General features: G+C 47.9%; 23 protein-coding genes. 4 read left to right on the top strand and 19 right to left on the bottom strand.

The genetic code is table 11. The features are described 5' to 3' along the window. Positions 1–295: 295 nt before the first annotated feature. Positions 296–2,698, bottom strand: coding sequence for an AraC family transcriptional regulator (locus tag AC3ITG_RS26010; RefSeq protein ID WP_489251784.1), 2,403 nt, complete (start codon positions 2,696–2,698; stop codon positions 296–298). Between the two features lie 230 nt (positions 2,699–2,928). Here AC3ITG_RS26010 and AC3ITG_RS26015 point away from each other — a divergent pair, with 230 nt between their 5' ends. Further along, positions 2,929–4,284 carry a dipeptidase gene (locus AC3ITG_RS26015; protein WP_489251785.1) on the top strand — a complete coding sequence of 452 codons (1,356 nt, stop codon included), beginning with the start codon at positions 2,929–2,931 and terminating at the stop codon, positions 4,282–4,284. A 416-nt stretch (positions 4,285–4,700) separates the two neighbouring features. Here AC3ITG_RS26015 and AC3ITG_RS26020 read toward each other — a convergent pair whose 3' ends face one another. The 10 genes from AC3ITG_RS26020 to AC3ITG_RS26065 form a co-directional block, all read right to left on the bottom strand. Further along, positions 4,701–5,072 (bottom strand): hypothetical protein, encoded by a 372-nt coding sequence (locus AC3ITG_RS26020; protein ID WP_053783145.1) that lies wholly within the window; start codon positions 5,070–5,072, stop codon positions 4,701–4,703. A gap of 114 nt (positions 5,073–5,186) precedes the next feature. Continuing rightward, complete coding sequence (gene nagA, locus AC3ITG_RS26025) at positions 5,187–6,401, bottom strand: N-acetylglucosamine-6-phosphate deacetylase (protein WP_489251786.1); 1,215 nt, start codon at positions 6,399–6,401, stop codon at positions 5,187–5,189. Then, positions 6,398–7,126, bottom strand: a complete 729-nt coding sequence (nagB, locus tag AC3ITG_RS26030; protein WP_064635788.1) for a glucosamine-6-phosphate deaminase — start codon at positions 7,124–7,126, stop codon at positions 6,398–6,400. Before nagB ends, nagA begins: the two co-directional genes overlap by 4 nt. Positions 7,127–7,130: 4 nt before the next feature. Continuing rightward, complete coding sequence (locus AC3ITG_RS26035; RefSeq protein ID WP_489251787.1) at positions 7,131–7,994, bottom strand: MurR/RpiR family transcriptional regulator; 864 nt, start codon at positions 7,992–7,994, stop codon at positions 7,131–7,133. Positions 7,995–8,924: 930 nt separating this feature from the next. Further along, complete coding sequence (locus tag AC3ITG_RS26040) at positions 8,925–9,149, bottom strand: helix-turn-helix domain-containing protein (protein ID WP_017692532.1); 225 nt, start codon at positions 9,147–9,149, stop codon at positions 8,925–8,927. Positions 9,150–9,457: 308 nt separating this feature from the next. Then, complete coding sequence (locus AC3ITG_RS26045) at positions 9,458–10,423, bottom strand: YhcN/YlaJ family sporulation lipoprotein (RefSeq protein ID WP_489251788.1); 966 nt, start codon at positions 10,421–10,423, stop codon at positions 9,458–9,460. Positions 10,424–10,657: 234 nt separating this feature from the next. Next, complete coding sequence (locus tag AC3ITG_RS26050; RefSeq protein WP_489251789.1) at positions 10,658–11,677, bottom strand: DUF4340 domain-containing protein; 1,020 nt, start codon at positions 11,675–11,677, stop codon at positions 10,658–10,660. Further along, positions 11,674–13,068, bottom strand: a complete 1,395-nt coding sequence (locus tag AC3ITG_RS26055; RefSeq protein ID WP_489251790.1) for a GldG family protein — start codon at positions 13,066–13,068, stop codon at positions 11,674–11,676. Before AC3ITG_RS26055 ends, AC3ITG_RS26050 begins: the two co-directional genes overlap by 4 nt. A gap of 4 nt (positions 13,069–13,072) precedes the next feature. Further along, positions 13,073–13,789, bottom strand: coding sequence for an ABC transporter permease subunit (locus tag AC3ITG_RS26060; protein ID WP_489251791.1), 717 nt, complete (start codon positions 13,787–13,789; stop codon positions 13,073–13,075). Then, entirely contained in the window at positions 13,786–14,916 is a 1,131-nt protein-coding gene (locus AC3ITG_RS26065) for an ABC transporter ATP-binding protein (RefSeq protein WP_489251792.1), read from the bottom strand. Before AC3ITG_RS26065 ends, AC3ITG_RS26060 begins: the two co-directional genes overlap by 4 nt. Positions 14,917–15,155: 239 nt before the next feature. On the opposite strand from AC3ITG_RS26065, the gene AC3ITG_RS26070 reads away from it, so the two are divergent. Then, positions 15,156–16,229 (top strand): glycosyltransferase family 4 protein, encoded by a 1,074-nt coding sequence (locus AC3ITG_RS26070; protein ID WP_489251793.1) that lies wholly within the window; start codon positions 15,156–15,158, stop codon positions 16,227–16,229. Between the two features lie 74 nt (positions 16,230–16,303). Here the strand turns inward: AC3ITG_RS26070 and AC3ITG_RS26075 are convergent, their stop codons facing one another. After that, on the bottom strand, positions 16,304–17,791 hold the full coding sequence (locus AC3ITG_RS26075; RefSeq protein WP_489251794.1) for a DHA2 family efflux MFS transporter permease subunit: 1,488 nt from the start codon (positions 17,789–17,791) through the stop codon (positions 16,304–16,306). A 263-nt stretch (positions 17,792–18,054) separates the two neighbouring features. Continuing rightward, on the bottom strand, positions 18,055–18,402 hold the full coding sequence (locus tag AC3ITG_RS26080; protein WP_413373348.1) for a hypothetical protein: 348 nt from the start codon (positions 18,400–18,402) through the stop codon (positions 18,055–18,057). Between the two features lie 187 nt (positions 18,403–18,589). On the opposite strand from AC3ITG_RS26080, the gene AC3ITG_RS26085 reads away from it, so the two are divergent. Beyond that, the gene (locus AC3ITG_RS26085) at positions 18,590–19,828 is read left to right on the top strand and encodes a glycosyltransferase family 4 protein (RefSeq protein WP_489251795.1); all 1,239 of its coding nucleotides are present in this window, start codon (positions 18,590–18,592) and stop codon (positions 19,826–19,828) included. Continuing rightward, positions 19,825–19,998, top strand: a complete 174-nt coding sequence (locus AC3ITG_RS26090) for a hypothetical protein (RefSeq protein ID WP_170867946.1) — start codon at positions 19,825–19,827, stop codon at positions 19,996–19,998. Before AC3ITG_RS26085 ends, AC3ITG_RS26090 begins: the two co-directional genes overlap by 4 nt. 132 nt (positions 19,999–20,130) lie before the next feature. Here AC3ITG_RS26090 and AC3ITG_RS26095 read toward each other — a convergent pair whose 3' ends face one another. From AC3ITG_RS26095 to wecB, 6 genes are all read right to left on the bottom strand, one after another. After that, a complete protein-coding gene (locus AC3ITG_RS26095) occupies positions 20,131–20,847 on the bottom strand; it encodes a glycosyltransferase (RefSeq protein ID WP_413373351.1) in 717 nt (238 codons plus the stop codon). Positions 20,848–21,084: 237 nt separating this feature from the next. Next, on the bottom strand, positions 21,085–21,801 hold the full coding sequence (locus AC3ITG_RS26100; protein ID WP_413373352.1) for a glycosyltransferase: 717 nt from the start codon (positions 21,799–21,801) through the stop codon (positions 21,085–21,087). Next, positions 21,798–22,739, bottom strand: a complete 942-nt coding sequence (locus tag AC3ITG_RS26105) for an NAD-dependent epimerase/dehydratase family protein (protein WP_413373353.1) — start codon at positions 22,737–22,739, stop codon at positions 21,798–21,800. Before AC3ITG_RS26105 ends, AC3ITG_RS26100 begins: the two co-directional genes overlap by 4 nt. Further along, the gene (locus AC3ITG_RS26110; protein ID WP_413373355.1) at positions 22,721–23,548 is read right to left on the bottom strand and encodes a dTDP-4-dehydrorhamnose reductase family protein; all 828 of its coding nucleotides are present in this window, start codon (positions 23,546–23,548) and stop codon (positions 22,721–22,723) included. Before AC3ITG_RS26110 ends, AC3ITG_RS26105 begins: the two co-directional genes overlap by 19 nt. Next, positions 23,545–24,531 carry a polysaccharide biosynthesis protein gene (locus AC3ITG_RS26115; RefSeq protein ID WP_413373357.1) on the bottom strand — a complete coding sequence of 329 codons (987 nt, stop codon included), beginning with the start codon at positions 24,529–24,531 and terminating at the stop codon, positions 23,545–23,547. The genes AC3ITG_RS26110 and AC3ITG_RS26115 overlap by 4 nt, the downstream gene beginning before the upstream one ends. Next, the gene (gene wecB, locus AC3ITG_RS26120) at positions 24,524–25,615 is read right to left on the bottom strand and encodes a non-hydrolyzing UDP-N-acetylglucosamine 2-epimerase (RefSeq protein ID WP_489251796.1); all 1,092 of its coding nucleotides are present in this window, start codon (positions 25,613–25,615) and stop codon (positions 24,524–24,526) included. The genes AC3ITG_RS26115 and wecB overlap by 8 nt, the downstream gene beginning before the upstream one ends. Positions 25,616–25,621 lie beyond the last annotated feature (6 nt).

Genomic DNA, 25,621 nt, shown 5'->3' on the forward strand with positions numbered 1-25,621 from the left:
GTCCGTCTTCCCGTTCATAATGTCTCCCCTCCCTATTTATGTAAGCGTTATCAATCGACCTGTTATTCAGACTATACAGCTGCCCTGTTTCCGGCAACCTTCATTTTTTGCATGGTTACGCAAAGTGGCCCGAAAGCCCGCTATAACGCCATTCCTTCTTCAATTTGGATATATTTCGTCAAAGGTTATTGCACATTTTTGCAGCATTATCCTTCTTTGTTTCCGAGGTGAAACATGAAAAACCGGAGTCCCATAAAGCGGGATTCCGGTCAATGATGAAGTCTCATGAACAGGTTTATTTACCTAGCCATTGATCCCGATACTGGCTCGGGGTTAAACCTTCCTGTTTCTTGAAAATCCGATTAAAGTAACTGTGCTGGTATCCAACAGCGCCTGCGATATCATTGATTTTCATCGTGGTCTCACGCAGCAATTGCTTCGCCGCATCCATTCGTACCCGTGTTAAATAATCAATGAAATTCATGCCCGATACTTGCTTGAATGCCTTGCTTAATGCATAAGGAGTCATCTGCTCCGCATCTGCACAGCCTTCCAGGGAAAGTTCGTTTCTATAATTCTCATCAATAAACAACATCGTACGTTCCACTACCTGCTTCAGCGGCTCCTGGGAACGCATCTCGATCTCCTGAACATATGGCAGCAATACTTCTCCGATCATCCATTTCATCATTTGTGCAGGTTCGCGAATCGTGGACAAGCGCTCATACATGTTGCAGCCACCAAACAGCTTGTAAGGCGTTACCCCGGTCTGCAGCATCATGTGCTGAATACTTCCCAGCAATTGAAGCATCATCTGCTGCACCTGGAATTCGGAACTGCCCGCTTGGGTGATCTCGGTCACAAATTGCTCCAGTACACGCTCAGACTCATCCTTCTTCCCAAGCCTGATCGCCTGAAGGATCTCACGTTCCAGCCCCAGTGGATACGAGGCTTCTTCCGTTCTGCGGAAACATTGCTCATCCTCCAAATCGAGAATCTGGCTCCCGTCCTCCACGCTGCGATAAGCAACCGCCTGCTCCATCTCCATGAATAATCCCGGCAATTCCTGCGGGGAGGCAGCAGGACGACTTACGATCACCGTCACGTTCATTTTCAAAGTCTGACCTATGACCTCCACCAACTCCTGTCCCCACAATAACGCTTGTGATTTCACAGGCTCGTCGTTGGCAGCAATCACAAGCATGGCTGAAGACAGGTCGTGAAAGTTCATTACACTAATTTGACTGAAAACATTTTTGGCAACTTCTTCAATGATATTAACTGCTGCAAAGGTAACCAGCCCTGTATCCTGGCTACCAAATCGACCCTGTAACTGGGCATAGCCCGTAAAATACATCTGAAGCAGCAAAAACTGCTGGTCTTCCACCTCAAATCCAAGATTCCTCATCCGCTGCTGAAGATCCTGCTCGTTATAGGCATACAGATGCCCCTGCACCAGTTGTAATACAAAACTGTCCCGCAAATGGGGAAGCTGCTCCTGTAATTGTCGATGGGCGGTCAGACTCTGCGAAGTCAATTCGTTCCACTGTTGTTCCAGCAGCTGGAATTCATCTAGCCTGGTATCTGTTGTCGTTTCACTCCTGCCCGGCGTCAATAAATGGAGCATCCTTGCTACGGGAGAGTATATTCTGCGTGAAGCAAACCAGGATAATACCAACCCCAGGATAAGACTGCCAGCACTCGCAATGACGATGATTTTGGATACGAGCTTCACCGGTGAGGTCACCGATGTCAGCGGAGCTGCGGAGACATACGTCCAGTCCGAATCAATCCGACTCAGTGATCCATAGGACACAGAATAGGTCTCGTCCTCATATTTGAACAGGAATGAATGATTGTCTGCATGCAGGGCTGTTTCTTCTTTTACCTGCTGCTCAAAAGCAAGGTCGGTCTTCCCTGCTACCGGATTACCGGTAACCAGTGTATTGCCCTGTTTATCCATGAGGAACGTTAACCCTTCATCATAAGGAGTAAGCGTTTTCAACAAGCTGGCGACTTTGTCATTATCCAGCGTAATGATCAGCGCACCAAATGGATTAATGCTTTCACCCGGAATTTTATGTACAAGAACCAGTGCATTACCCGGATCGGTATGCAGTATACTATCATTCGTTCGAGATGCTTTATCACTACTCTGGCTCGCAATCCAGTCTGTCCAATACACATGGTTGCCCATCGTCAGATAGCGGTCAAAGGCCTGTATTTTTGCATCATCCTTCAACTCGTTATAATCCCGGTTAAACAAAATCGGTTTCGGTTCCTGCAAATATAGCTGCGCGGATTTGATGAGCGGATGGGAGCCTTGCAACACGTATAGTGTGGTTACGATCTCCTGTGTTTCGTTGAAATAATACACAAAATCCAGCGTTCGCAGCGCATTGCCAAACCTGGGTTCAAAAGCCCAATGGGACAAGGTCATCTCCAGATAAGCGAGTTGGTCGTCCACGTTGCGCGCCCGGTTCTCAATCTGGCTTTGGTGCATCTGATTAAATTCATTTTCCATCCGGCCAACGACCAACTGATACATCACGATGCCTGTAATCAGTCCGGGAATGCTGGCAATGAGCAAAATAAGCATCAAACTATTTCGATAAAAACGCCCTTTATGTCGCCCTGTGGTTAACCCTGGCCAACGCGTGAGTCTGCCGGAGGGTCTTACCTTCCTAACTGGTTCCATCAGCGCTCACCTGCCTGCTTGCGTATGGTCTGACTGTCATGGGAACTCCCTCAACTCCCCTGCTGAATGGTTTACATGAGAATATATGGATGAAATCCGTTTATTGTATTATACGCATAATTTCCGGGGGAATGAAACGGTATGTAGCAGATCATTTTTTAACCAATGTTTTATTAACGCATCAAAATGGATTACAATAGGGTAAAGCAAAACATGAAGGAGGCCTTTTAATGAAGGAACAAACTTATTTTCAAGAAAATAGAGAGAAAAACCTGGCAGAATTGAATGAATGGTTATCCATTCCAAGTATCTCAGCCATTTCGGCGCATAAAGAAGATATTAACCGTGCGGCACAATGGGCTGCAGATGCACTCACTCGTGCAGGTATGGAAAATGTAGAGGTTATTCCAACAGCGGGACATCCGATTGTATATGCAGATCACCTGCATGCACCCGGCAAACCAACCGCACTGATCTATGGACACTATGATGTACAACCTGTCGATCCGCTTAACCTGTGGGAAACACCTCCATTCGAACCTACCGTTCGGGACGGCAAACTGTTTGCACGTGGTGCTACGGATGACAAAGGACAAATTTTCTTACATATCAAGGCGGTTGAAGCTCTGCTTGCCGAAAACAAGGAACTTCCCGTTAATGTGAAATTCTGCATCGAAGGCGAAGAGGAAATCTCCAGCCCGAACTTGCCGATCTACCTGAATGACAATACAGACAAACTGTGTGCAGACATGGTACTGATCTCGGATACGTCCTTGCTCGAAAAAGGAAAACCGGCGATCTCCACAGGTCTGCGTGGTCTTTGCTCGCTTGAAGTGGATCTGAATACAGCCAACACGGACCTGCACTCCGGTTCATTTGGAGGTGGTGTACCGAACGCACTGCACGCACTCGTATCCCTGCTCGCTTCGCTGCATGATGAGCAAGGCCGCGTGAGCGTAGATGGTTTCTATGATGGCGTTCTGCCGCTCTCTCCTGAGATGAGAGAAGAGTTCGTAAAGCAGGGCTTCAATGAAGAACAGCTTCGTCAAGACCTCGGACTGGAGCAATTGTATGGGGAAGAAGGCTACTCGTTCGTGGAACGTGTTGGCGCACGTCCGACGCTGGAACTGAATGGCGTATGGGGCGGATTCCAAGGTGAAGGCACCAAAACGGTTATTCCGAAGGAAGCTCATGCCAAAATTACATGCCGCCTTGTTGCAGATCAAGATCCACAGCAGGTGCTGGACCGAATCGAAGCACATCTGCGCGCTCATGTTCAACCAGGCGCAACGCTGCATGTGAAACAAATCGAGAAAGCCTTTGCGTTCAATACAGATCCATCGGATCCAGTACTGCAAAAAGCAGCTGATGCGTATGAGCAAGTGTACGGCGTTCGCGCGCTATTTACGAAAGACGGCGGCTCCATTCCGATCGTGGAGAAACTTTCACGCGTGCTTGGTATTCCGGCTGTCATGATGGGCTTCGGTTTGCCAGATGAGAACCTGCATGCACCTAATGAGCATTTCAACCTGGAGAACTTTGATAAAGGGTTGTTGACGATTGTTCAGTTTTTAAAAAGTTTGTAAAGTATAGTTCATGTGAAAAATAAGTGCTGGAAAGCGTGCAAGTGGCCGTTCCGGATACGAATCGTTCTTTCGATCGCTGTTATCCCCGGATTTCTTTGAATACCTTTTCCAAAGGTGAAATCCGGGGATAGCATATGCTTCCGAAGTAGCTTTCTTGCAGAAAGCTTTTAGGCGAACGCTTCGCTTCTCCAGAATCGATTTCGTCCCCTTCACTACTTTGCAGCTTTTCCATGACTGACTTTAAGATTGAACCTACTTTACAAATGAAGGGTAGTAGGTAGATATATAAGTATATAAAAGGGGTGTGCCGTCTATATTTATGACGGCACACCCCTTTTATAATTGGTGCGATAGTGTCCAGAAGGGGCAAACCTACCTCCGGAGACATCCTCCAGTTCTACTCCTGCATCCTCCACTTATGAGCGGAAGGTTGTGAAATTTAACATATGCACAAGCTGCATCATGTGCGTGATTTCCTGCTGGACTTCGGAGGTGTCCGTACCTGCCATCGCCAGATTGGCCCGCAGCGTTCTACGGGTGTTCAGCATACCGTCGATCAATTTCATGACCGTGTTGCGTCCACGATGATCCACAATCATATACTTTTTGCGGGCATCCAGCTCCACCCATACGATATTGCTGAATGAGGTGAACAGGTGTCTGCGGTACTGCTCCATATCGGTCTCATTGTAGTGTTCGCCATAAAAGGCATAATATCCGTGTACGTGCAGCTTTTCCGCCAGCTCTGTGATGAACGGGTCGAATTCGAGCATAGCGTTACGTTCCATGTTTCACGCCTCCGTAATGCGTGATCCGCAGATCCCGGCTTTTTTGAGATCTATTTTAACACATTACGCAAGCTATTGCCTGTTGAGGCACACTACAACACTACAGACGGAGAATTAACCGCCGATTCGTCTGCCTTTCACCCACACTTCCTCAATTTTCAAATCACCATTCAGCAAAACGACGTCCGCCTGTTTGCCTTTAGCAAAGGAACCCGTGCGGTGATCAATCCCGAGCAGACGTGCCGGCGTCAGGCTGGCTGCGCGTGAAGCTGCATTCAGACTCAAGCCCACTTCCTGTACCAGATAGCGGAAACCACGAATCATCGTGAGCGTGCTTCCTGCCAGTGCGCCTCCGTCTTTCAAACGTGCTACACCTTCCTTAACAATCACAGGCAGATCGCCAATTTTGTATTCACCATCATCCAGCCCGGCAGCAGACATCGCGTCCGTGATCAATACGATTTGATCAGTAGATTGCTTCAATTGTGCAAGGAGCGAGATCGCCGCTGGATGCACATGGATACCGTCTGCAATGACCTCTGCACTGATGCGGGAATCACTGAGTACTGCTCCGGCAGCTCCGGGATTTCGGTGATGCAGCGGTGTCATCGCATTGAATGTATGCACTGCATGGTGCAGCCCGGCTTCGACTGCAAGCTGTACCTCTTCATAAGTCGCATCCGTATGCCCTAATGCTGCCGTAATTCGCTGCTCACGCAGCCATGAAATGACTTCCAGCGCTCCCTCACGTTCCGGCGCCAGTGTGACTTGACGGATCAGGCCAGGATATTGTTTTCCCCACGCCTCAAGCCAGGACACATTAGGCAGTACAATATGTTCCGGATTTTGTGCGCCAGGCCACTTGGGACTGAAAAAGGGACCCTCCAGATGCACACCTTCCAACTGTGCAAATGGCATGTGTTCGGAACGGTAGCTGTCCACTTCAGACAATACCCGATCCAGACTATCTTTGGGCGCTGTCATGGACGTTGCCAGCATTGCTGTTGTCCCCTGCGTGCTGTGAAAAGAAGTGATCTTATCCAACACTTCTTTACTCGCATCCATGAAGTCTTCTCCATTACCGCCATGTACGTGGATATCTATAAACCCAGGGACAATAACGCCATGCTTAGAAACAGGCACAGAAACGGCTTCACGGCGAATGTGTTCAGATAGTCCCTCGGGTGCGCCAGCATAAAGGATTTTCCCTTCTGTCCAGACGAGCACACCATCCTCCATTACACCATCGGGCAGTACGATTTTGCCTCGAAGAAGGGAAATGGTTTTTTCACTCTCTTGCTCATGTTTCTCCGTATGTTCTATGCTCACTTCACCAACCTCCCGGCAGCACGGTCCAGCAATACGACCACATTTGGATGACATTGCAGCAGCGAAGCGGGACATTGCGTCGTAATCGGCCCCATAAAGGCTTCACGAATAATTTCGGCTTTCTCCTCACCACGGGCGATCAGCAGAATTTGTTTGGCTTTCAGAATCGTACCTACCCCCATCGTAATGGCCTGAGTTGGAACTTCATCAATATGATTAAAAAAGCGGGCGTTTGCTTTTCTTGTCTCTTCTTTGAGATCCACCACATGTGTCCGTCCTGTAAGCTCGGTTCCGGGTTCATTGAAGCCAATGTGACCATTATGTCCGATACCCAACAATTGCAGATCTACTGGTCCACGATCATCAATCCGTTGTTCATAGGAAACACACTCCTCATTTAAATCCGAAGCCTGTCCATTCGGCACCTGGGTTCTGGCGAGATCGATATCAATATGCGAAAACAGTTGCTCATTCATAAAGCTGCGGTAGCTTTCGCGATGTTCTACAGGAAGACCGACATATTCATCCAGATTGAAGGAAGATGCCTGCGCAAAGCTGACCAAACCTTTCTGATACATAGCAATAAGCTGTTTATAGATACCTACAGGAGAACTTCCAGTCGCAAGTCCCAGTACAGCCCGGGGTTTCGTCTGCAGCAAACTGGCAATCACCCCTGCACCCGTTGCATTCAAATCTTCTTCATTTTCAAAAATACGTATATTCATCTTCTTAGGCACCTCCGTTATGTTGAACTCGATAAGACTGTACATTGTGATACGATTGTTCCAATTTGGGGATAAAGCGGTCAAAGTCGGCACTAACCATGCCCGTGAACAAAATATCGACGACATGCAGCAATGCTATACGTGAAGCCATATCCCCGCGCCTCATGCCTTCTTCTAGCGAAGACGTAAAGAGCGGAATATCCGATACCGCCGCAAGTTTGTTATTGCCATAGGATGTCAGTGAAATGGTAGAAGCTCCCGCCTGTTTGGCACAATGCAAAGCATCAATCGTCTCCGGCGTTTCACCCGAATAGGATACCGCCATCGCCACATCTCCCTCACCCAGTGAAGAAGCCGACGTAATTTGCATATGTGAATCCGAGAAGGCGGTACAGCTTTTGCCGATCCGCACAAGTTTCTGGTAGAAATCCTGCGTAACAATGGAAGAGGTTGCGACACCGTAGAGATCAATGCGACGGGCATGACATAGTAACTGAACCGCATGCTCCAGCCTACCTAGATCCAGCAAACGGGTGGTATCCGCAATGGATGCAAGGTGGTTGGCTTCAATGGCTTCTACGATTTTGGATAAAGGATTGCCTGCCACGATATCCTGATAAGCTGTTTCATTGGTGGAATGAGACAATTCTGCGGCGAGCTTCATTTTGAAATCAGGGAAACCTTTGAAATGAAATGATTTGCAAAAGCGGGTTACCGTAGCCGCACTTGTTCCGCTTTGCTGCGCAAGATGATTAATGGTCCAGCCAGGAATATCGGATGGAGACTGTAGAATCACCTCTGCAATTCGTCGTTCCTGGGACGGAAGTCCATTCAGCTCTTGCTGCAACGCATGTAGTATGGCTGCCATGAGTACTCCTTTTTTGAAAATTATTTTTATAAATTCATCATAAATAAAGAAAATTATTTTTATATTTTCATTTTAATCAATACTTTGTTGCAAATCAAGAGCATTCTCACTATGTATTCGCGGTATGTATGATGAAATTTTTAAAAAGGTATCTTCTTGATTAAGGAATGGGATTCCGCTTATATTGGAGATAAACCTTGAAGTGAATGTGGACATTTTCATTTCTAAGGAAGGAGTACACTCGATGAATCAACGACAACGTCAAAAAATGATTCCTTCCACCTGGATTATTGCCATAAAACAGAGCACTCTATCTGTACCTAGATGAAACACAATACGGGGAATTGGAGCAGCTCTTCTATAAGCCTTTTTCAAAGAAACAATGGAGATCCTTTATTAAGGAGCATTTCAATAACAATATGTAGGTGAACCCTTATGCCATATATGATTACGATTTCCATCACGCTCTGCCCGTAGCAATCTATACCCTTGGAATTTCTGCGGGCTGAGCCTTTTCCCAAGGGAGCGTGATGATCCATGAAATCTCAGCAAAGAAATCAAGCCTATTACAGGCATCACAGAAAGCGTGTTATTCAACGAAAAAAACAGCTTGCTGTACGGTACGGTTGGTCCTATAAGTTCGAAGGGATTTTTGCCAAAGGCAAAATACATTGTTCCTGCTGGTGGTGCTGCGAAAAGACAAAGCGGCTAGGCTATCCAAAATCTGAGCTAACCAGAATAGCTGACTGCACTCAGCAGCTTCTGAATTCAGACTTCTGAGAATGACTATTTAAAACAAGCGATCCCTTCACTTTAGGGATTCGCTTGTTTTCGCTTTCCAACCTAAAACAAAAAAGTCTTTCCCCATTCTTCATCATGAAGAATAGAAAAAGACTTTCATGCTGCTTCAATCAACTGTGCAGTATCGCGTCAGATCTTCAGTTCTCCGAGCTTAATCAGCTCTACAACTGCTTGCGAACGACCCTTAACATTGAGTTTTTGCATCACATTCGAAATATGGTTACGCACCGTTTTCTCGCTGATGAATAACTGCCCTGCGATGTCACGCGTCGTTTTGTCCTGAACCAGTAATTCGAATACTTCGCGTTCACGGTGGGTCAACAGAAATTTGCTTTTATGATCGATACCCTTCAATGTTCACCCCTCCTTGCCTGGGTTGTGTTGGTGTAACAAGGTTAAGGGGATACAGTCAACTCATCTTATGTAGGGTCAAGGGCGTTGGTTCAGTTTTATCAAAAAAATGGGCAGTGAATTGCAATTTGAATGAATAACCTATGTAGGTACAAACTAAGTAAACCCTAATCGTCAATTTGGACTCGGTCTCATATAAGTATACTATGTATCATTTTCTCAATCGTTATTTTCAATATCCCTCTAAAAACAAACATGCCCCTGCAGCTAATGTTGACCATCAGCGCAAAGGCATACTTGTTCAACCTAAATTACCGATTCATGCGGTTCATCATGCCATCGTTGTTGTTACGATTCATAATGCCATCATCGAGCACACCATCACGGTGATTCGAGTTCAACGCATTCGTTGGGAAAATACGTTCAACCATCGATTGGAACGTGTTAATCATGCCGCTAACCGGTTTGCCGTTACGTATATCTGTGGCATAGCTCTCCACATGTTGAACAAAGTCCGGGTTAGCTGATACGTATACGTTCTCGACGTTAGGTGCAAATTGTTTGATTTTCGCCGAGATTTTGGATTTAATCTCTTCGGATGTGTTGTCATCCGTGCTGTCAATACGCGATGTTTCACTCTTCATCCCGTAGTGACCTTCGGTCATTGTACGTGTATTGCCATTGCCACTGTTAGTCAGACCACGCATCATGCCATAAGATCCGGTTCCCATGGTTCCATAGATACTGCGGTCATTGCCCATGTGGCTGCGATCCGTAGCTGCATTGGTGTTCAGTCCCGGAGCAATGCCACTGGTGCTGTATGGAGACATGGTTCCATTACCACCATTTACACGCAAACCGCCCATATCCTGACCCATGCTTTCTGTACGCATAGTGCCATTTGCACGGTTACGCAAAGATTTGCTTTCCAATTTGCCAGTGTGACCATCTGTCAAACGGACTGCAACATACGCGTTACGATCGGTCAGCATAACATGTGCTGACTTCACTTCCTTCATTTCTGAAATACGTTTAGCCAGCTCGTCACTTGATTTCAGGTCAGTGACGTTATGCGTGCGATAGCTTTTCGCACGAATACCATCCATCCCATTGGACTCAACACCATAACGGTTAATGCCTTTCACTTCATGACGAACACTTTGGGTATGCAGATTGTTATCTTTTGTACTGGTTCCACAACCCGTCAATCCGGCCATTACGAAGATTGCAGTAGACAAAGATAAGCTGATTGCTGTCGCCTTTTTGGCTGCTGGCATGTCTCATCCTCCAATTATGTTGGTTTTGGTCACAAGGATAGGATGCTCTTCTGTACGGAGCGATATGCTGAAAGGATCTGGAACATTAGTCTCCTTTATCTGGGCTCAATGGGTTCTCTTCCACATAAAAAAATAAAAAAGCGATGCTTGCACAAAGTGCAGCACCGCTCTGTATAACCGCGTATTTCTTGTTCAAGTGTGAACCTTCATTATTATGTTGAAGAAGCCCTTCACTTACTTGGATGAGGATGAGGAATTCGCATCAGCATCATCTCCACTTGAAGAAGATGTTGCATCTGATTCTGATTTTTTGATCGAATTCGGAAATTGCTCTGCTTCCTTCAGACTAACTGCATCCATCGGATAGGCCCATTGACCGTCCGGTGTGACTACCCAGATCTGATCCGGTTCCGATGGAATAGTAAGTCCCCGGTACACATCCGTAACAGCTTCTCCATTAACCGTCTGCTCAACAGATAAAGTAAAGCGTGGCACGGTTCCTTTCAGTTCAGAAGCTTTGCGCACATCCTCAGCTGTGGACAGGTTTTTAATTTTGCCAATCAGCGAGACGGAATCTGTAGCTTCAATCGCTTCGCCATTCAGCGTCCACGTCTGCTCTGCCGCACCTTCCTCTGAGGAAGATTTGAGCATCCAGGTGGCTGCTTCGCCTTCCCATTCCAGCGTAGTGACATTGGTTTCATCCAGATTAAACGGAGTCGTATCCAGCAGATCCTGCCGTGATTTTTCTATATTACTGATGGATTCCGTCTGTACAGCTACGACAGGTCCGGAGTCTACCCGCACATAACGAGCGTCATCTGCTGGCAGCTGAGCACCGATGCTCAGTTTGATCTCACGGTTATCCTTCAGTTGGATGTCCAGCAACGTTGCATCTGAACCCAATCCATACTTGGCGAGATCCTTCGGGTCTTCCTCCACAACCAGTTTCTGATCCGCATCACTTAAGGCATCAAGCCAGCTGCTAACCGTATAACCATTTAGAGGATAAGCCTTGGGTTCCACCATGCTCCATACGCCATTCTTTAGTTCCAATTGTGAAGATGAGGGTTTTGAAGCACCTGATGTGTCTTTATTGTTATCATGAATCGTGATGGACTGTATATCGGCAGACTTAATACCAAGTAACTTGACCTTCTCCGCTTCCTCTTCACGAAAATAATTCTGACTGGCCGCATAGACCCATCCGATAATCAAGACCAATAAGACTAGAATCGTTGGGACCCATTTTTTCATACGTGTCTGCGCCTCCACCATAAGAGTACACCTATCATAACAAAAATGAGCGGGAATGCGACAATCGCCACGAAGAAAATGGTTCTGGCTTGCTCACCGTCCAGGTACGCCGTTTGATAACCGGATTGCACCCGTGGCCGGATCGTTACTCCATCTTCTTTTTCACTTAAATAATTGACGGTATTCAGAATAAAATCTCGGTTCCCACCGTTCACTATTTCCGAGTCCTGCATGAAAATGGATGAACCCAGAATTACAGCCTTCGGTTTGCCTTCTGTTGTATCCGCCGCATATCCAAGCTCAACAGGACCTTGTACATCCTGATCTGGATCGTTGGTTGTTTCGTTTTGCAATAAACCTGCAATGTTCGTCTCGCCATAACTGTCATCCGATGAATGAATGAGCGGGGACAACGTGTATTTATCCTGCTCTATGCTCGTCAAGGCAATGGACAGGGATAACATCGGGTACAGTTTACTTTCTGATAGTTTATCCGTGATGCCATGTGAGCCATACTCTGGCACGACCCACAGTGGGCCCATTGTGCTAGCTTGCTGGTTATCCACCATGACTGCATGCTCATCAACCACGCCATAATCCGTCATGAGTGCATCGATATTTTTCCAAGTCAACCTCATGTCTTCGTGAAAACCGAGGGATAACAGCAATTTCCCTCCGTTACTCAGATAAGTCCGAATAGCCTTCAGTTCAGTATCACTAATATCCCGCTGTGGTCCAATAATCGCGAGCACATCCGCATCTTCTGGAACCTGACCAGCTTGATTCAGCTGAAGTTCTTCTGTCGTGATATTATTCTGTTCCAGAGAAGAGCGCAGCGTAGTCAGTTGATCCAGACCAAGCTCCTCATGTCCTGTCAGGAAGACCATCTTGTGCATCTCCGTGGAAGATAGGTTCATTAGGGCTTGTGTCAACTTCTCCTCACCTGTGAACTGGTACGATCCATCGCTACCATCCCCGACAGCCGTGAATAGACTGGCGATATCAATAACTTTATGTTGATCGCCCTGTTCCAATACAATGGAACTGCCTGTGATGCCATATTTGGAGGCCAGCGTAGGCTCCTGTGTCAGATTGTATTGCTTCATCGTCAGTTTGTTGTTTCGTTTCGTATATTCCTGAACCATATCCGAAACTTCGCGGTTCAAGACCGTATTATTCGCATTTTCGACGGTTAACACCAGAATGTTGACGTCTTCTTTTACGTTTTTGATCGCGGTAAGAGACTGGTCTGACAAGGTATATTGTTTATTCGAGGTCAGATCCAGTTGGAAGCCGCCTAGCGAATTCAGAAACAGGGTCAGCAAAATAAAGATGCCAATGACCGCTACAGACAGCACGGTACTGTTGGTATGACTCAACCATTTTTTCATCTTCTCACCTCCACCGCTTCCGTTCCACAATTTGAATGCTTAATAGCAGAAACACACCTGAGAGCGTCACGTAATACAATATATCTGGGCCACTAAGTACACCCTTCGTGAAGCTGTCAAACCGGTTCGTAAGCGCAAATGGGTCCAGCCATTGCTGTAACGCAGATCCGGAATTGCCTGCAAATGAATCAAGCATCCATAATACGAGCAAAATAATAAAACCGGCTACCGCAGACACCATCTGGTGCTGAGATAACGTGGAAGCAAACAGTCCAATCGCCATCATGCTTCCGCCCAGGAAAAAGAGACCCAGTGCAGACAACCATACGGATGTCAGATCCAGTTCACCAAAGAAGGACATAATTAACGGATAAACGAGACTGCACAGAATAAGTACAACAAGAATGGCGAGTGACGCCAAATATTTACCGAAAATGATCTCGGTTACCCGTGCAGGTGAAGTCAACAACAGTTCGTCTGTTCCCTGCCGGAATTCCTCTGCCACCAGTCGCATTGTCAGCAACGGCACCACAAACAGCAGCATGGATAACGTGTCTCCCAGCACTAGGCGATAATCCACAATACTTGGCTGATAGTAGACAAAGCTGGAGTAGAACAGCAAACTTGTCATCAGTACATATACGGCAAAAGCGAAATACGACGTCGGTGACAGGAAATATGCCTGCAGTTCTTTATTGCAAACCGCCATCATTCGTCTCATTTGGTATCCTCCCCTGTGTGGGAATCAGATGGAGCGCTCTCGGACTTAGTCGATTGCTTCTGATCTGAAGCGGTGTCCGAATTGACCTCTGCATCTGCCGTCTGATTGGCGAGTTTCGCTTTATCAGCTTCAGGTTCCTTCGTTGCCATTTCCGTTTCAGATTCCGTTTCGGTTGTGGTAAGCTTCAGGAAAATCTGTTCCAGACTGAGATTTTCTTTCTTCATCTCCAAGATCGGCAAGCCTGCACCAGACAAAAGATAGAACAGTTCCTCCCGGAAATCTTCGGAAGATTCACCGGTAAGCAGCATTTTGACCGTATCAGTAGAACCAGTGGATGCCTGCCCATCTGCTGCTTGAATGACTTCGCTCCGTACCTTCTCCCATGGTGTCAGCACATTATGTAATTGCTGCTCTGTTGCCTTCACTTCAATAGACACCTTGAACTGGTCGCCCATCGCTGAGCCAAAATGTTGCGGTGAACCGTCCAATACGAGCTGTCCCTGATTAATAATCAACATGCGATTACAAAGCGCGCTCACTTCCGGCAAAATATGTGTACTGAGCAGCACTGTATGATTTTCACCCAGTTCACGGATCAGATCCCGTATCTCAATAATCTGATTCGGATCAAGACCTGAAGTCGGCTCATCCAGCACGAGCAGATCCGGTTTGTGAATAATGGCTCCAGCCAGACCCAGACGCTGCTTGTACCCTTTGGACAGTCCGCGAACCAGTTGCTTTTCGCGACCTTGAAGACCCAGCCTGCTCACCATCTCACTAATCCGCAGTTTCACTTCACGTGTCGGGACATCCCTCAGATTAGCGACGAATTTCAGGTACGACTGTACCGTCATATCCGGATAAAGCGGCGGTGTCTCCGGCAGATAACCGATCTTGGAACGGACACTCCTGCCCTGATCGTGCACCGATATGCCATCCACTGCAATGGAGCCTGCCGTGGGATGCAAATAGCCCGTAATCATTCGCATCGTTGTGGTTTTCCCGGCACCATTCGGTCCCAAAAATCCAACAATCTCACCGCGCTCCATTGTGAAATCCAGTTGATGCACGCCGCGCCGTCCATCAAATACTTTGCTTACCTGTTTCACTTCGAGCACAACATTCATCCTTTCCCGTTAAAATACCCGTGTGCCATCATCGCTTTCTTCAGATGGTCAACACGGGAAGTTCCTTGTATCTTACGTGTTGTATCCTAAATACAGCTTAAAGTCACTTAAAAGAGAGCTTAAAAATATATGTCTAAAATGTGAACAACACTTCATTCACCCACACCCTGCACTCTGGGGCAACGTACCTTACAGTACAGGAGCATGAGCACCTGCACAAAAGTCAGAGGGTGAACCGTGTGAAAGTACTATTCACGTTTTTTGTTCCAAGTGGCGGTGTAGATACTTTAAACCGATTGCGTACAGCCGTTCTGCAACGCCATGGCATCGAAGCGCATCTATTGTATCTGTACCCTGGCTCGGGAATGCAGAACAATACCAGCACGCCGGTCTTCACCGCTTCCAGTGATGAGGAAATTCACAGTTTGATTCATCATCATCGTTATGATGCCATTATTGTTACCTCCGATATTGCCATGCCGGGCAGATTAAGAGCCCTCGGGTATGAAGGACGCATTATCTATGAAGCACAGGGACTTGGGACGCGTGAACAGGCTCTGGAAACCATTCAGATGGGAGTACCTAATCTGCAAGCCCACTGTAACGCTGCGGTCATCCCTCCAACGGATCATTTACTGGAGATGTTCATCCAAATGTGCCCATGGCTTCATCGGTTTGTCATTCCCAATATGCTGGATACCAACACCTTTGCCCCTATTTCGGTGGACACCCCTCCCTATCCGGTACTTGCATGGGTGGGAAGGCTCGAACACAACAAAAACTGGCGGGAATATTTGACGATATCCAGCAAAATCATTAAAAAAATTCCGAAAGCCAGACTATGGTTGTTCCACGATCCGACCTTGGCTAATCCGGAGGACGAGGTCATGTTCCGACACATGCTTACCGAGTACGGGCTTGAAGATCGGATTGGCATCTTTATCAACGTCCCCCATTCCCAGATGCCTACATTCTACTCCATGGTTGCAGCTTCCGGGGGAATTATGCTGTCCACATCCCTACTTGAAGGCTTTGGATACGCCGTTGCTGAAGCCATCAGCTGCGGCTGCCCGGTACTCAGTACCGATTCGGATGGTGTAAGGTCCTTTATTACACATAACCGAACGGGAAAATTCTATCCGATTGGCAACGTGAATAAAGCTGTTTCTGAAGCGGTAGACCTTATGCGCAACAAAAAGCTGCGGGAATATATACGCATTCAAGGCAGACAGCACATGGCCGTCTCCTTCTCACCTGATCGATACGCCACTTCATTTCGGGAAATGATGACAGCCTTGAGTATTTTCTTTTAAACAAAACAAAAAGGCAGTTCAGAAAGATGCTCTGAACTGCCCTAAATTAATTTCTTGAGATCGGCTTATAAGAATTAGTGTCCCATCATCATTGCAGGATCAGGTTGATCCCCTTTTTGAAGGGATTCTTCCTCCATCCGTTTTGGTTTTCGCAGGATTAGACTGAGCAGGCATCCAAACAGGGCAATGCACGCTGCCAGGAAGAAGGTGTCGTTAAAACCAGCCACTAATCCATTCACCACACCTGTAGCATCAGTAGCTCCGGCTGTATTGCTTGCAATATGGGAGGTCAGGAATCCGGTCAAGCCAGCAACTGCAAAGGACACAACTACTTGTTGTGCAGCAGCAGTAAGCGGGGTAACCCGACCTACCAGCTTACGTGGAGCAGCATTCAGTACATGCGTATTGAGTGGCATCATGGAGAAACCCATACCCAATCCCATCATGACAAGGCTAAGAATGATCAGACCAAGACCCGTTTCCGCCGTAATCGAAGACAGAATAAACAGTGCACCCGAGATGATACCCAGACCCACGAAAGCCAGTGGTCTTGCACCAATTTTATCAAATAAACGTCCACCAAGTGGCATACCCACACCCGAAGCAAGCGCCTGCGGGAGCAGAATAAGTCCTGTTTCCAGTGCAGTGTAGCCTTTGATTTGTTGCAGATAAAGTGGGATCAAAATCATCGCCCCGAACAAAGCAACTTGTGATACCCATGCCAGAATAATACCCCGTGTGAAATCAGATGATTTGAACACCCGAAGCTCCAACAGCGGATTTTTGTGACGAAGCTCCACGATAACGAACAGGATCAGCGCCACGCCTCCGACAATCACACCTGTCAGTGTTGTTGCAGACGTCCAGCTTGTTCCGCCTTCACTTACACCGTATGCGAGCATCGAGAATGCGATTGGTGCCAGAATCATACCGAGCAGATCAAGCGCAGGCGTGCGTCCACGATCCGTATCTGGCAGGAATTTGATACATAGAATAAACGCAGCAATACCAATCGGCAGATTGATCAGGAAGATCCAGTGCCAGCTGAATGATTCAATGAACCAGCCCGATAATACCGGACCCAGCGCAGGGGCCAACAGCATGGGAATCCCGAGCATACCCATGATAGAGCCTCTTCTTTCAGAAGGAGCCAGACGGAACACCATCGCCATACCAATCGGCGCAACCATGCCTCCGCCGAGTCCCTGGATGATACGGTAAATAATCAATTGTTCAGGAGATTGCGCGATCGAACATAATACTGAACCCAGAGTAAACATCGCAATCGTGAACAGAAATACTCTTTTGGCACCGAATCGGTCGGTCAACCATCCCGCCAGCGGAATGACGGCTGACAAAGCCAACGTGTATCCTGTCACCGTCCATTGAATGGTCTTCAGATCGGTCTCAAAATATTGAACCAGATTCGGAATCGCCACGTTAACCACCGTGCTGTCCAAGATGACCATAATCATCCCGACGATAATAGCCAGTAGCGGCAGAATAATCGTTTTAATCGAGAATTCCGCCGGGTCCTGGGGCACTGCTGTTTGTTGTTTCACTCTCTCCACTCTCTTTTCCGGCCTGGAGGCATTATCTTTGTATGCGCCTCTCCATCGGCCTTATATTCACGACGTTTCAAACTTTTGTTTTAAACCGTCGTTTTAAACTCTTGTTTAAGCATAGGTTAATTCTAATGAAAATACCTTTGCTGTCAAGCTATTTTTTTATTAGATAACGGATCAAGTATGTATGCCAAAAAATGGACCAGGTCTTCTCCTGCTCCACCCATTTGGTTAATCGTTCCTCATTGAAGTGAACTTTGCTAATCTGCCAACTTGATCATCTGATGCTCCGAAAGTATACCCAGGGTCTGGCCTTGGTCACTTCTGCAGTACATGCGAATAACCAGATGACTTGGTGTAGAACTGTTGCTAATGATACGCAGTTCGCACGGATCGGATGAGACCGCGAGATTATGAATAATGTGATTTCCCGTATCCGCCCCAATCCGACAAAGATAGCGATACAGCTCCCCACGGGTATGACTGATTCCTCCGACAAAGATATCCACATCGTCATTCCCCACAAATGACAATTCAATGTCCATATATCTCACCGGAACAACGGTTTGCAGCAAGTTTTCGTGAATCTCCAACACATATGCGGCCACGGTATATCCCTCCTGTAGAGCAGAGTTAAACCTTTCTCTAGATATGGTATGCCTTCTCTCGTCCATTGCTATTTGCAATCACCCATTTTAATCAATTCCACGGAAATGCCCACCCTTTCGTCTGCCTTTTTTCATAGACTAACAGGATAGAAGATCGGCCTGTGCAGGCCGTGACAAGGAGGTACCTATGAGAGTTCTGCTCGTGACCTATTGGGAGCTTACACAGATGGGTGGAATATGGACATATGTGAAACAGCTGGCTGACAGGCTGATGGCTCTTGGCGTAGAGGTGGATATTATGGGCACCAACGGAGCCAAAAATGAAGTGTACATTCGCAATCTCAATCGCTCCTTCTCCAAAGATAAGGTATGGCCCATGCTTCAAGCCAAACTTAATCCGACAGATTTGCCTCAATTTACTGCCGATGCTCTCGTGGCTTATTATGAATTGAACAGGTACGCCTTTGAAATGGGAGCCGCCTATCTCGGCGTTGATCATTATGATGTCATCCATGCGCAAGACCCGGTAGCAGCCGTCGCGATGAGACGCATATTGAACCGCAACACACCCATGGTAACGAGTTATCACGGAGCGCTCGCGCGCGAAGCCTTTTACGATGCTCAAAACTCTAACGCGCAGCTCACCCTTCCCGAATATTTGCAATCCAAACGCGGACGTTACTTCCTGTCATTGGAAGAGCGAAGCGCTGAACAATCCGAGCTTATTCTGGTCTCCAGCCATTGGATTAAGAGCACACTTACGGACCTCCGTGTTCCCGAGTCCAAATTTCGAATTATTCCTTATGCCGTGGATATTCCAGCCTACCGTGCCCAAGCAAGGGTCAAGTTCCGTCAACGCAAGCCAGCGGGCAAAAAAGTGATCGCCTTTACGGGCAGACTGGAGCACATCAAAGGGGTGCATATTCTGATCAAAGCGCTCTCCGGCCTGAAGAAGATCCGCTCGGATTGGATCTGCTGGATTGCTGGAGAAGGTAATCTGATGGAGGATTTACGCTCCCTAGCCAATGATCTTGGAGTAGGTGCTGACATCGTTTTCTGGGGTAAACTGGACAATATCCCTTCATTCCTACGCCATGCTGACATTTATGTACAGCCTAGCTTGCAGGATACGCAGCCTTTCTCGGTCACAGAGGCTCAACTCGCTGGATTGCCTGTCATTGTGAGCGGTACGGCAGGTATGCCTGAGATGGTGCAGCCTGAACATACCGGTTGGGTCGTGCCACCGCAGGATGTCGAAGCCCTTAGCTCACTGTTAAATGCCCTTCTGCAGGATGATGCCACCCTTGCAAAGGTAGGAGCAGCAGCCAAAACATGGGCTGAACAATATCGATCACTGGAGGAGATGGGATTGCGCACGCTGCATGTCTACCAGGAAGCCATTCAGTTGGGAGGTCAGAGGATATGACATTGCTCGTACCCAGTGATTTGTATAATCGTTGGTTCTCCACCCCTGTGTCGACGACGCATATCGAGGTGGATTACGCTGTAATGAACGAATTAATGAGGAAGCTGCCCAAAGGTTACGTTTTCCCTGATCCGGCAACCATGCACATTCTCACTTCTGAGAAAAATTAGAGTTAAATAACTTTACAAACAGGATCAAATAAGAGGATATTCGTTGATGCCGCATTTACTTAACGGCAACCGAATACCCTCTTTTTCTTGCGGTTCACTATCTAGTATTCGTGCTTCCACGTCTTTTAGCCTCTACTTCCAGTAACCGCCAACCTGCAGTAGATTGAGTAATACGGGCCGATGCTTCGCTTGAACAAGTTCCATCTCGGCTTTCAATGCCTCGAAGTGTTTCTTGGTTCCCATCGATTCATGAACCCGATAACACATCAGAGGCTCATTGTAATAGAACAGCTCATAGAGCGGAAACAGTCTCAGCCACATCTCATAGTCATGCGTGTAGCGAAAATCGGTGTCAAACATGCCGAACTTTCGAAATGCATCCATCTCAAGCATCACGGTGCAACCGTTGATTGGACAACCTTCGGTCAGCACCTGAAGCATCTCCAGACGACTCCCTACTTCTGGTCTCACGGTGTCCATCCATTCGCTGTTCGCATCTACATAATGATAGGCCCCGTGACAGAACGAAGCCTTAACGTCAAGCATGAACTTCAGTTGTTTCTCTACCCGGTCCAGCAACATCACATCATCGGAGCTGAGCCAGACAAAGTAATCACCTGTTGCCTGTTTGATTCCCTCGTTTAACGCTGTTGCCGTTCCACCATTCTCTTTTCGAATATAGCGAATGCGATCCATGAATGGTTTCAGCCGCTTTACATGCTTCGTAGAGCCGTCATCCACCACAATGACCTCAATATGCGGATATGTCTGGTGAATGGCGCTGTGAACAGCCTGCTCGATGTACGCACAATTATAAAAAGGAATGACAATTGATACTTTCGGCTCCATTCGGTCCTCCCCTTTCTCCGCGTGAATAATCACCATTCTCTCTATTATATGAGGGTAGATCCGTTAGGTATCAGGCATCTGTTGCATAACGACGCATAAATTACGCACGACTAAATGAGCATTTTGCATAAATCCAAAGAGCGGCTTTCAATCAGTAAGATATAGATCGAAATGCTTATAAATAAAGAGGGCGTTATTCGGCCAACTTGCGGCCTCCATAACCCCCACCAAAGTTCGTTATCCCCCCATGGCAGCAATCCGCTGCAACAATGGCTCCCGATATCTGGACCATACCATGGAGGCCTCCCGGCCGATGGCATCCGCGTAGCGTACCGTCCCCATTCCCCCGTGCCGTCGATATGCCGTAAGCGATTCGTTCAGATATGGAAAACGATGTCCGTTCAGCAGAATACGCATCCATAGATCCAGATCATGCGTATAAGGCAACAGTTCATCGAACAGGCCCACCGCACTAAACAGATCCCTGCGGACCATCACGGTACAGCCATTCACCGGATTACCGTTTACGAAGAGGCGCAGCCAATCCGGTTCGGCCATCGGTTCTGCTCCCCCGTTCAGCTTGGTCACTGCAGAGTGCTCATTAATGTAATTAAAGTTGGTATGTGAGATGAGCACATTCTCCCGTTGCATAAATTCAACCTGATGACGAATCTTATCAGGATATAAGAGGTCATCTGAACTCAGCCAGGCGATATAGTCCCCAGAGGCATGACGGATGCCGTGATTCAGAGCCGAAGCTGTACCTCCGTTGCTTTTGCCAAGAACATAAATGTAGGGAAGATAAGGCTTAAGCAGCTCTTCATGTCGGGTAGAGCCATCGTTGACGATAATGATCTCCACATCGGTATATGTCTGGTTCAGTGCACTCTGGATCGCTTGAGGTACATAGGGACAGTTGTAAAACGGAATGACAATGGACACTCTCGGATTCATGTAGTCGACCTCCCCTGCTGGGTACGAACATCGCTCAGAATGTCCTGAAGAGATTGGGCAAAAGGAATCAGTGGCTGCCAGCCCATCTTTCGCAGTAGCGACAATTCCTCCTGTTCTCCAGCCCCGTCCGGACCGGAAGAAGCTCCGTCCCAGCGTACGGGAACTTCGGCTTCGGTCATGGTCAGCAGCGTATCCGCTATCTCGCCCAGACTTCGCTCATTGCCCGATACAACAGGATAAACAGTACCTGTCGTGCCCTGAACAAGCAAGGTTGCATATGCCCGGACTGCATCCCGGACATCCAGAAAATCACGGGTATTATCCCGGCCGGATAGACGGAAAGCCTCCGTCTTGCCTTCCTGTTCACAGGCGACAACATGACGTGCCAGCAGCGAACATATTCCTGTTGAAGGACCTGCCCCGATCAGATTACCCGGCTCTGCCAGCATAATCTGCTGTCCAAAGAGGGACATCCACGACAGCGAGACCATCTCCTCCAGTGCTTTGCTGAGACTGTACGGGTGGGGAGGCTGCGGAAGCCGGCCGGGTTCAGGGGTATATTTTAACCGGGAACCTACAATAACGGTCCGTGCCGCTGGACAGCTCCGGAGAGCATCCAGCAGATACAGGACAGCCATCACATTGGTCTCCAGTACAAGCAGCGGATCAGACCATGAATCCGGCACCGAATTTTTGCCTGCGAGATGCAGCACATAGTCCGGTTGCACCTCGTCAATCAGATGACGGACTTGCTGTTTATCGTTAAGATCACAGACATGTACAGCTACGCCACTGCCAAACGAATGCACACCGACTCGCCTGACCACTGCTGCAACCACCGCACCAGCTGCCCGGAAATAAGCGACCGCATGCCGTCCGGTAAAACCGGACGCACCTGTGATCAGCACCTTTTTGCCTGTCAGCTCTGCTCCATCCATAATGCCAGCTCCTTCAGCATTGTAGAATAATCCGGAAGGTCTGTCTTCACGTCCTCACGTGTGGACACCAGCGTACGATCCTGCACTACGCTATCATCCGGTACGACAACAACATCTTGCTTATCCCATGTCTGTTGGAACAGGATAAGCAGATCATGCTTGCTGACAGGTACCGGATGAGCCAGATGAATGAGGCCGCTAACGGGGGACGACAGATAATGATCTACCCATTTGGCCAGTTCAAGAGTGGTCACCCCATTCCAGAAGACACGCGTATACCCGCCAACTTCGCCTGTACAAGACATGAACCAGTGCATCAGACCGATACCGCCCTTCCGAATTTCAGGTCCAATAATGGACGTGCGGATCGTCAGATGTCCAGCATCCAGGACTTCACCCAGTGCTTTCGTGATCGCATAAGAAGATGTTCCATCGGTAACATCGTCCTCCCGGTAGCCCCCCCGATTCCCACTAAACACACAATCCGTACTGATGTGAATCAAGCGTGCACCGATCGTGTCGGCGACCCGCCGCAAACGATGCGGCAGAAATCCGTTAATGTGATAAGCGGTAATTCTGTCTTCATCTGCAAAGCTGTTCAAGACACCTACAGCGTTAACGATGACATCCGGGTGCACCGCCTCTACCAGACGGTCAACCATAAAGCTGTCGTTTACATCCAGCAACAGACCGTTAGGATCAGACACATCCCGGGTAGTATAGAAGACACTGTGGACGCCTTGACGGCGGAAATAGTCGACCAAAATATGGCCGGCCATTCCGTTCCCCCCAAGTATCAGCAACTTCATGACAGGAACCCTCCGCGTTGCAGAATGTCACGAATCTCCTGTTTGGTCATCAGCTGATGTTCCGAACTAAAACTGCTGAAGGAAACAGGGGGACAATTGGTATAATGCTCCTTCAGCCCCGGAATGCCGAGTGTAGGCAAAATCACCAAGTATTGCTCATCATATACAACGGTGGTCATACTCTCGAATTCACTCATCAGAATTTCATGAATCTTCTCGCCAGGCCGGGTGCCACGCTCCACAATGGACACATTCTCCACACCTGAATCTTCAATCAACACTTCAGCGAGATCCACAATTTTGCAGGTAGGCATGGTCATGACAAAAATCTCGCCACCCACGCTTTCCACCGATGCTTTGAACAGCAAGGTAATCGCATCTTTCAAAGTCAGAAAGAACCGCGTCATGTTCATGTCGGTAATGGATACTTGACCTTTGGATCGAATCTGATTCTTGAACAAATGCACGACACTGCCATTTGTTCCAAGTACATTCCCACCACGCACAGTGACAAACCGCGTATTGCTGTGAAGCAGATTGGCATATACGATCAACTTCTCACCGATCGCCTTTGTCATGCCGTAGAAATTGGATGGATTAGCAGCCTTGTCGGTCGAGATGTAAATGACTTTTTCTACATTATTTTCAATCGCAGCCTCGATGACATTCTGTGTGCCGATCACATTGGTTTTGAGTGCTTCGTAGGGTTGATCTTCACACACCGGAACATGCTTAAGCGCTGCGAGATGAAATACATAATCCACATGCTGACAGGCAACCGTCAACGCTTCCTTGTCTCGAATATCACCAATGCGAAAATGAAGACGCGGGTCTTCGAATTCACGGCTCATCGCCACTTGGCTGGACTCATTCCGGGAGTATACGATAATCTCCTTGGGCTGCTGGGGCAGCAGTTGAGCCACAAGTTCATAACCCCATGATCCCGTACCGCCAGTCACGAGTATACGCTTATTTTCAAACATGCATTTTCCCTCCAAGCAGAAATTTAACCACTTTACTGGATACATCTGTTGCTTTGTAACCCTGCGGGCATTCCCAGTCGTTTGGCATTTCGGTCATCACTTTTACACAGCCCGCAATACGCTCCGCATCCAGACCCGAGACCACATTACTGCCGCAATCCACCGTCTCTGGCCGTTCCGTCGTACGACGCATGGTCACTGTAGGCACCCCCATGATGCAGCACTCCTCCTGAACGGTACCGCTATCCGTGAGTGCACAGCGTGCATGTCGTTCCAACATGACGAAGTCGAAAAATCCGAATGGCTCGTGAAATTCCACCAGCGGATTCATCTCCAGTTGCAGATGCTCGGCAATGCGAATAGCCGTTCGAGGGTGGATGCTGCATATGACTCGCATGGCATGTTCCTCAGCAACCTGATTCAAGCCTTTCATGATCTCCAGCAAATGAGGGGGATGGTCGACATTCTCCGCCCGATGGGCCGTAACCAGAAAATACTGCCCGGACTTCAGCTTCAATTTTTTCAGTATTTTGCTGGAACTCACCTGTGTGTCGTAGTGACGCATCACCTCATAGATCGGATTTCCTGTCAGCACAATTCGGCTACTGGGAACCCCTTCACTAACCAGATGTTTCTTGCTCTGTTCGGTATATGGCATATTAATGGTAGAAATGGCGTCGATAACCCTGCGATTTTTCTCTTCGGGCACATCCAGGTCAAAGCATCGATTGCCTGCTTCCATATGAATGACGGGTATGCCCATCCGTTCAGCCAGAACAGCACATAATGCACTGTTCGTATCACCGAGCAGCAGCACTTTATCCGGTTTCTCCTGGTTTAATAAATCTTCCATTTGCGTAAACATCGAGGATAACTGTCGACCCAACGAGGCCGCTTCATCCTGAAGGACGTGGTCCGGCGCCCGCAAGCCCATTTCCTTGAAGAAAAGACCGCTGAGACTTTCCGTGAAGTTCTGTCCCGTGTGTACCAGAATATGTTTGGACGCGTACTGGTCCAGCTTGGAAATGATCAGGCTGAGCCGTATAATTTCAGGTCGCGTACCCAGCACCGTCATGATCTTCATCGTAAT

Source organism: Paenibacillus sp. GL_099_B (genome assembly GCF_057835695.1).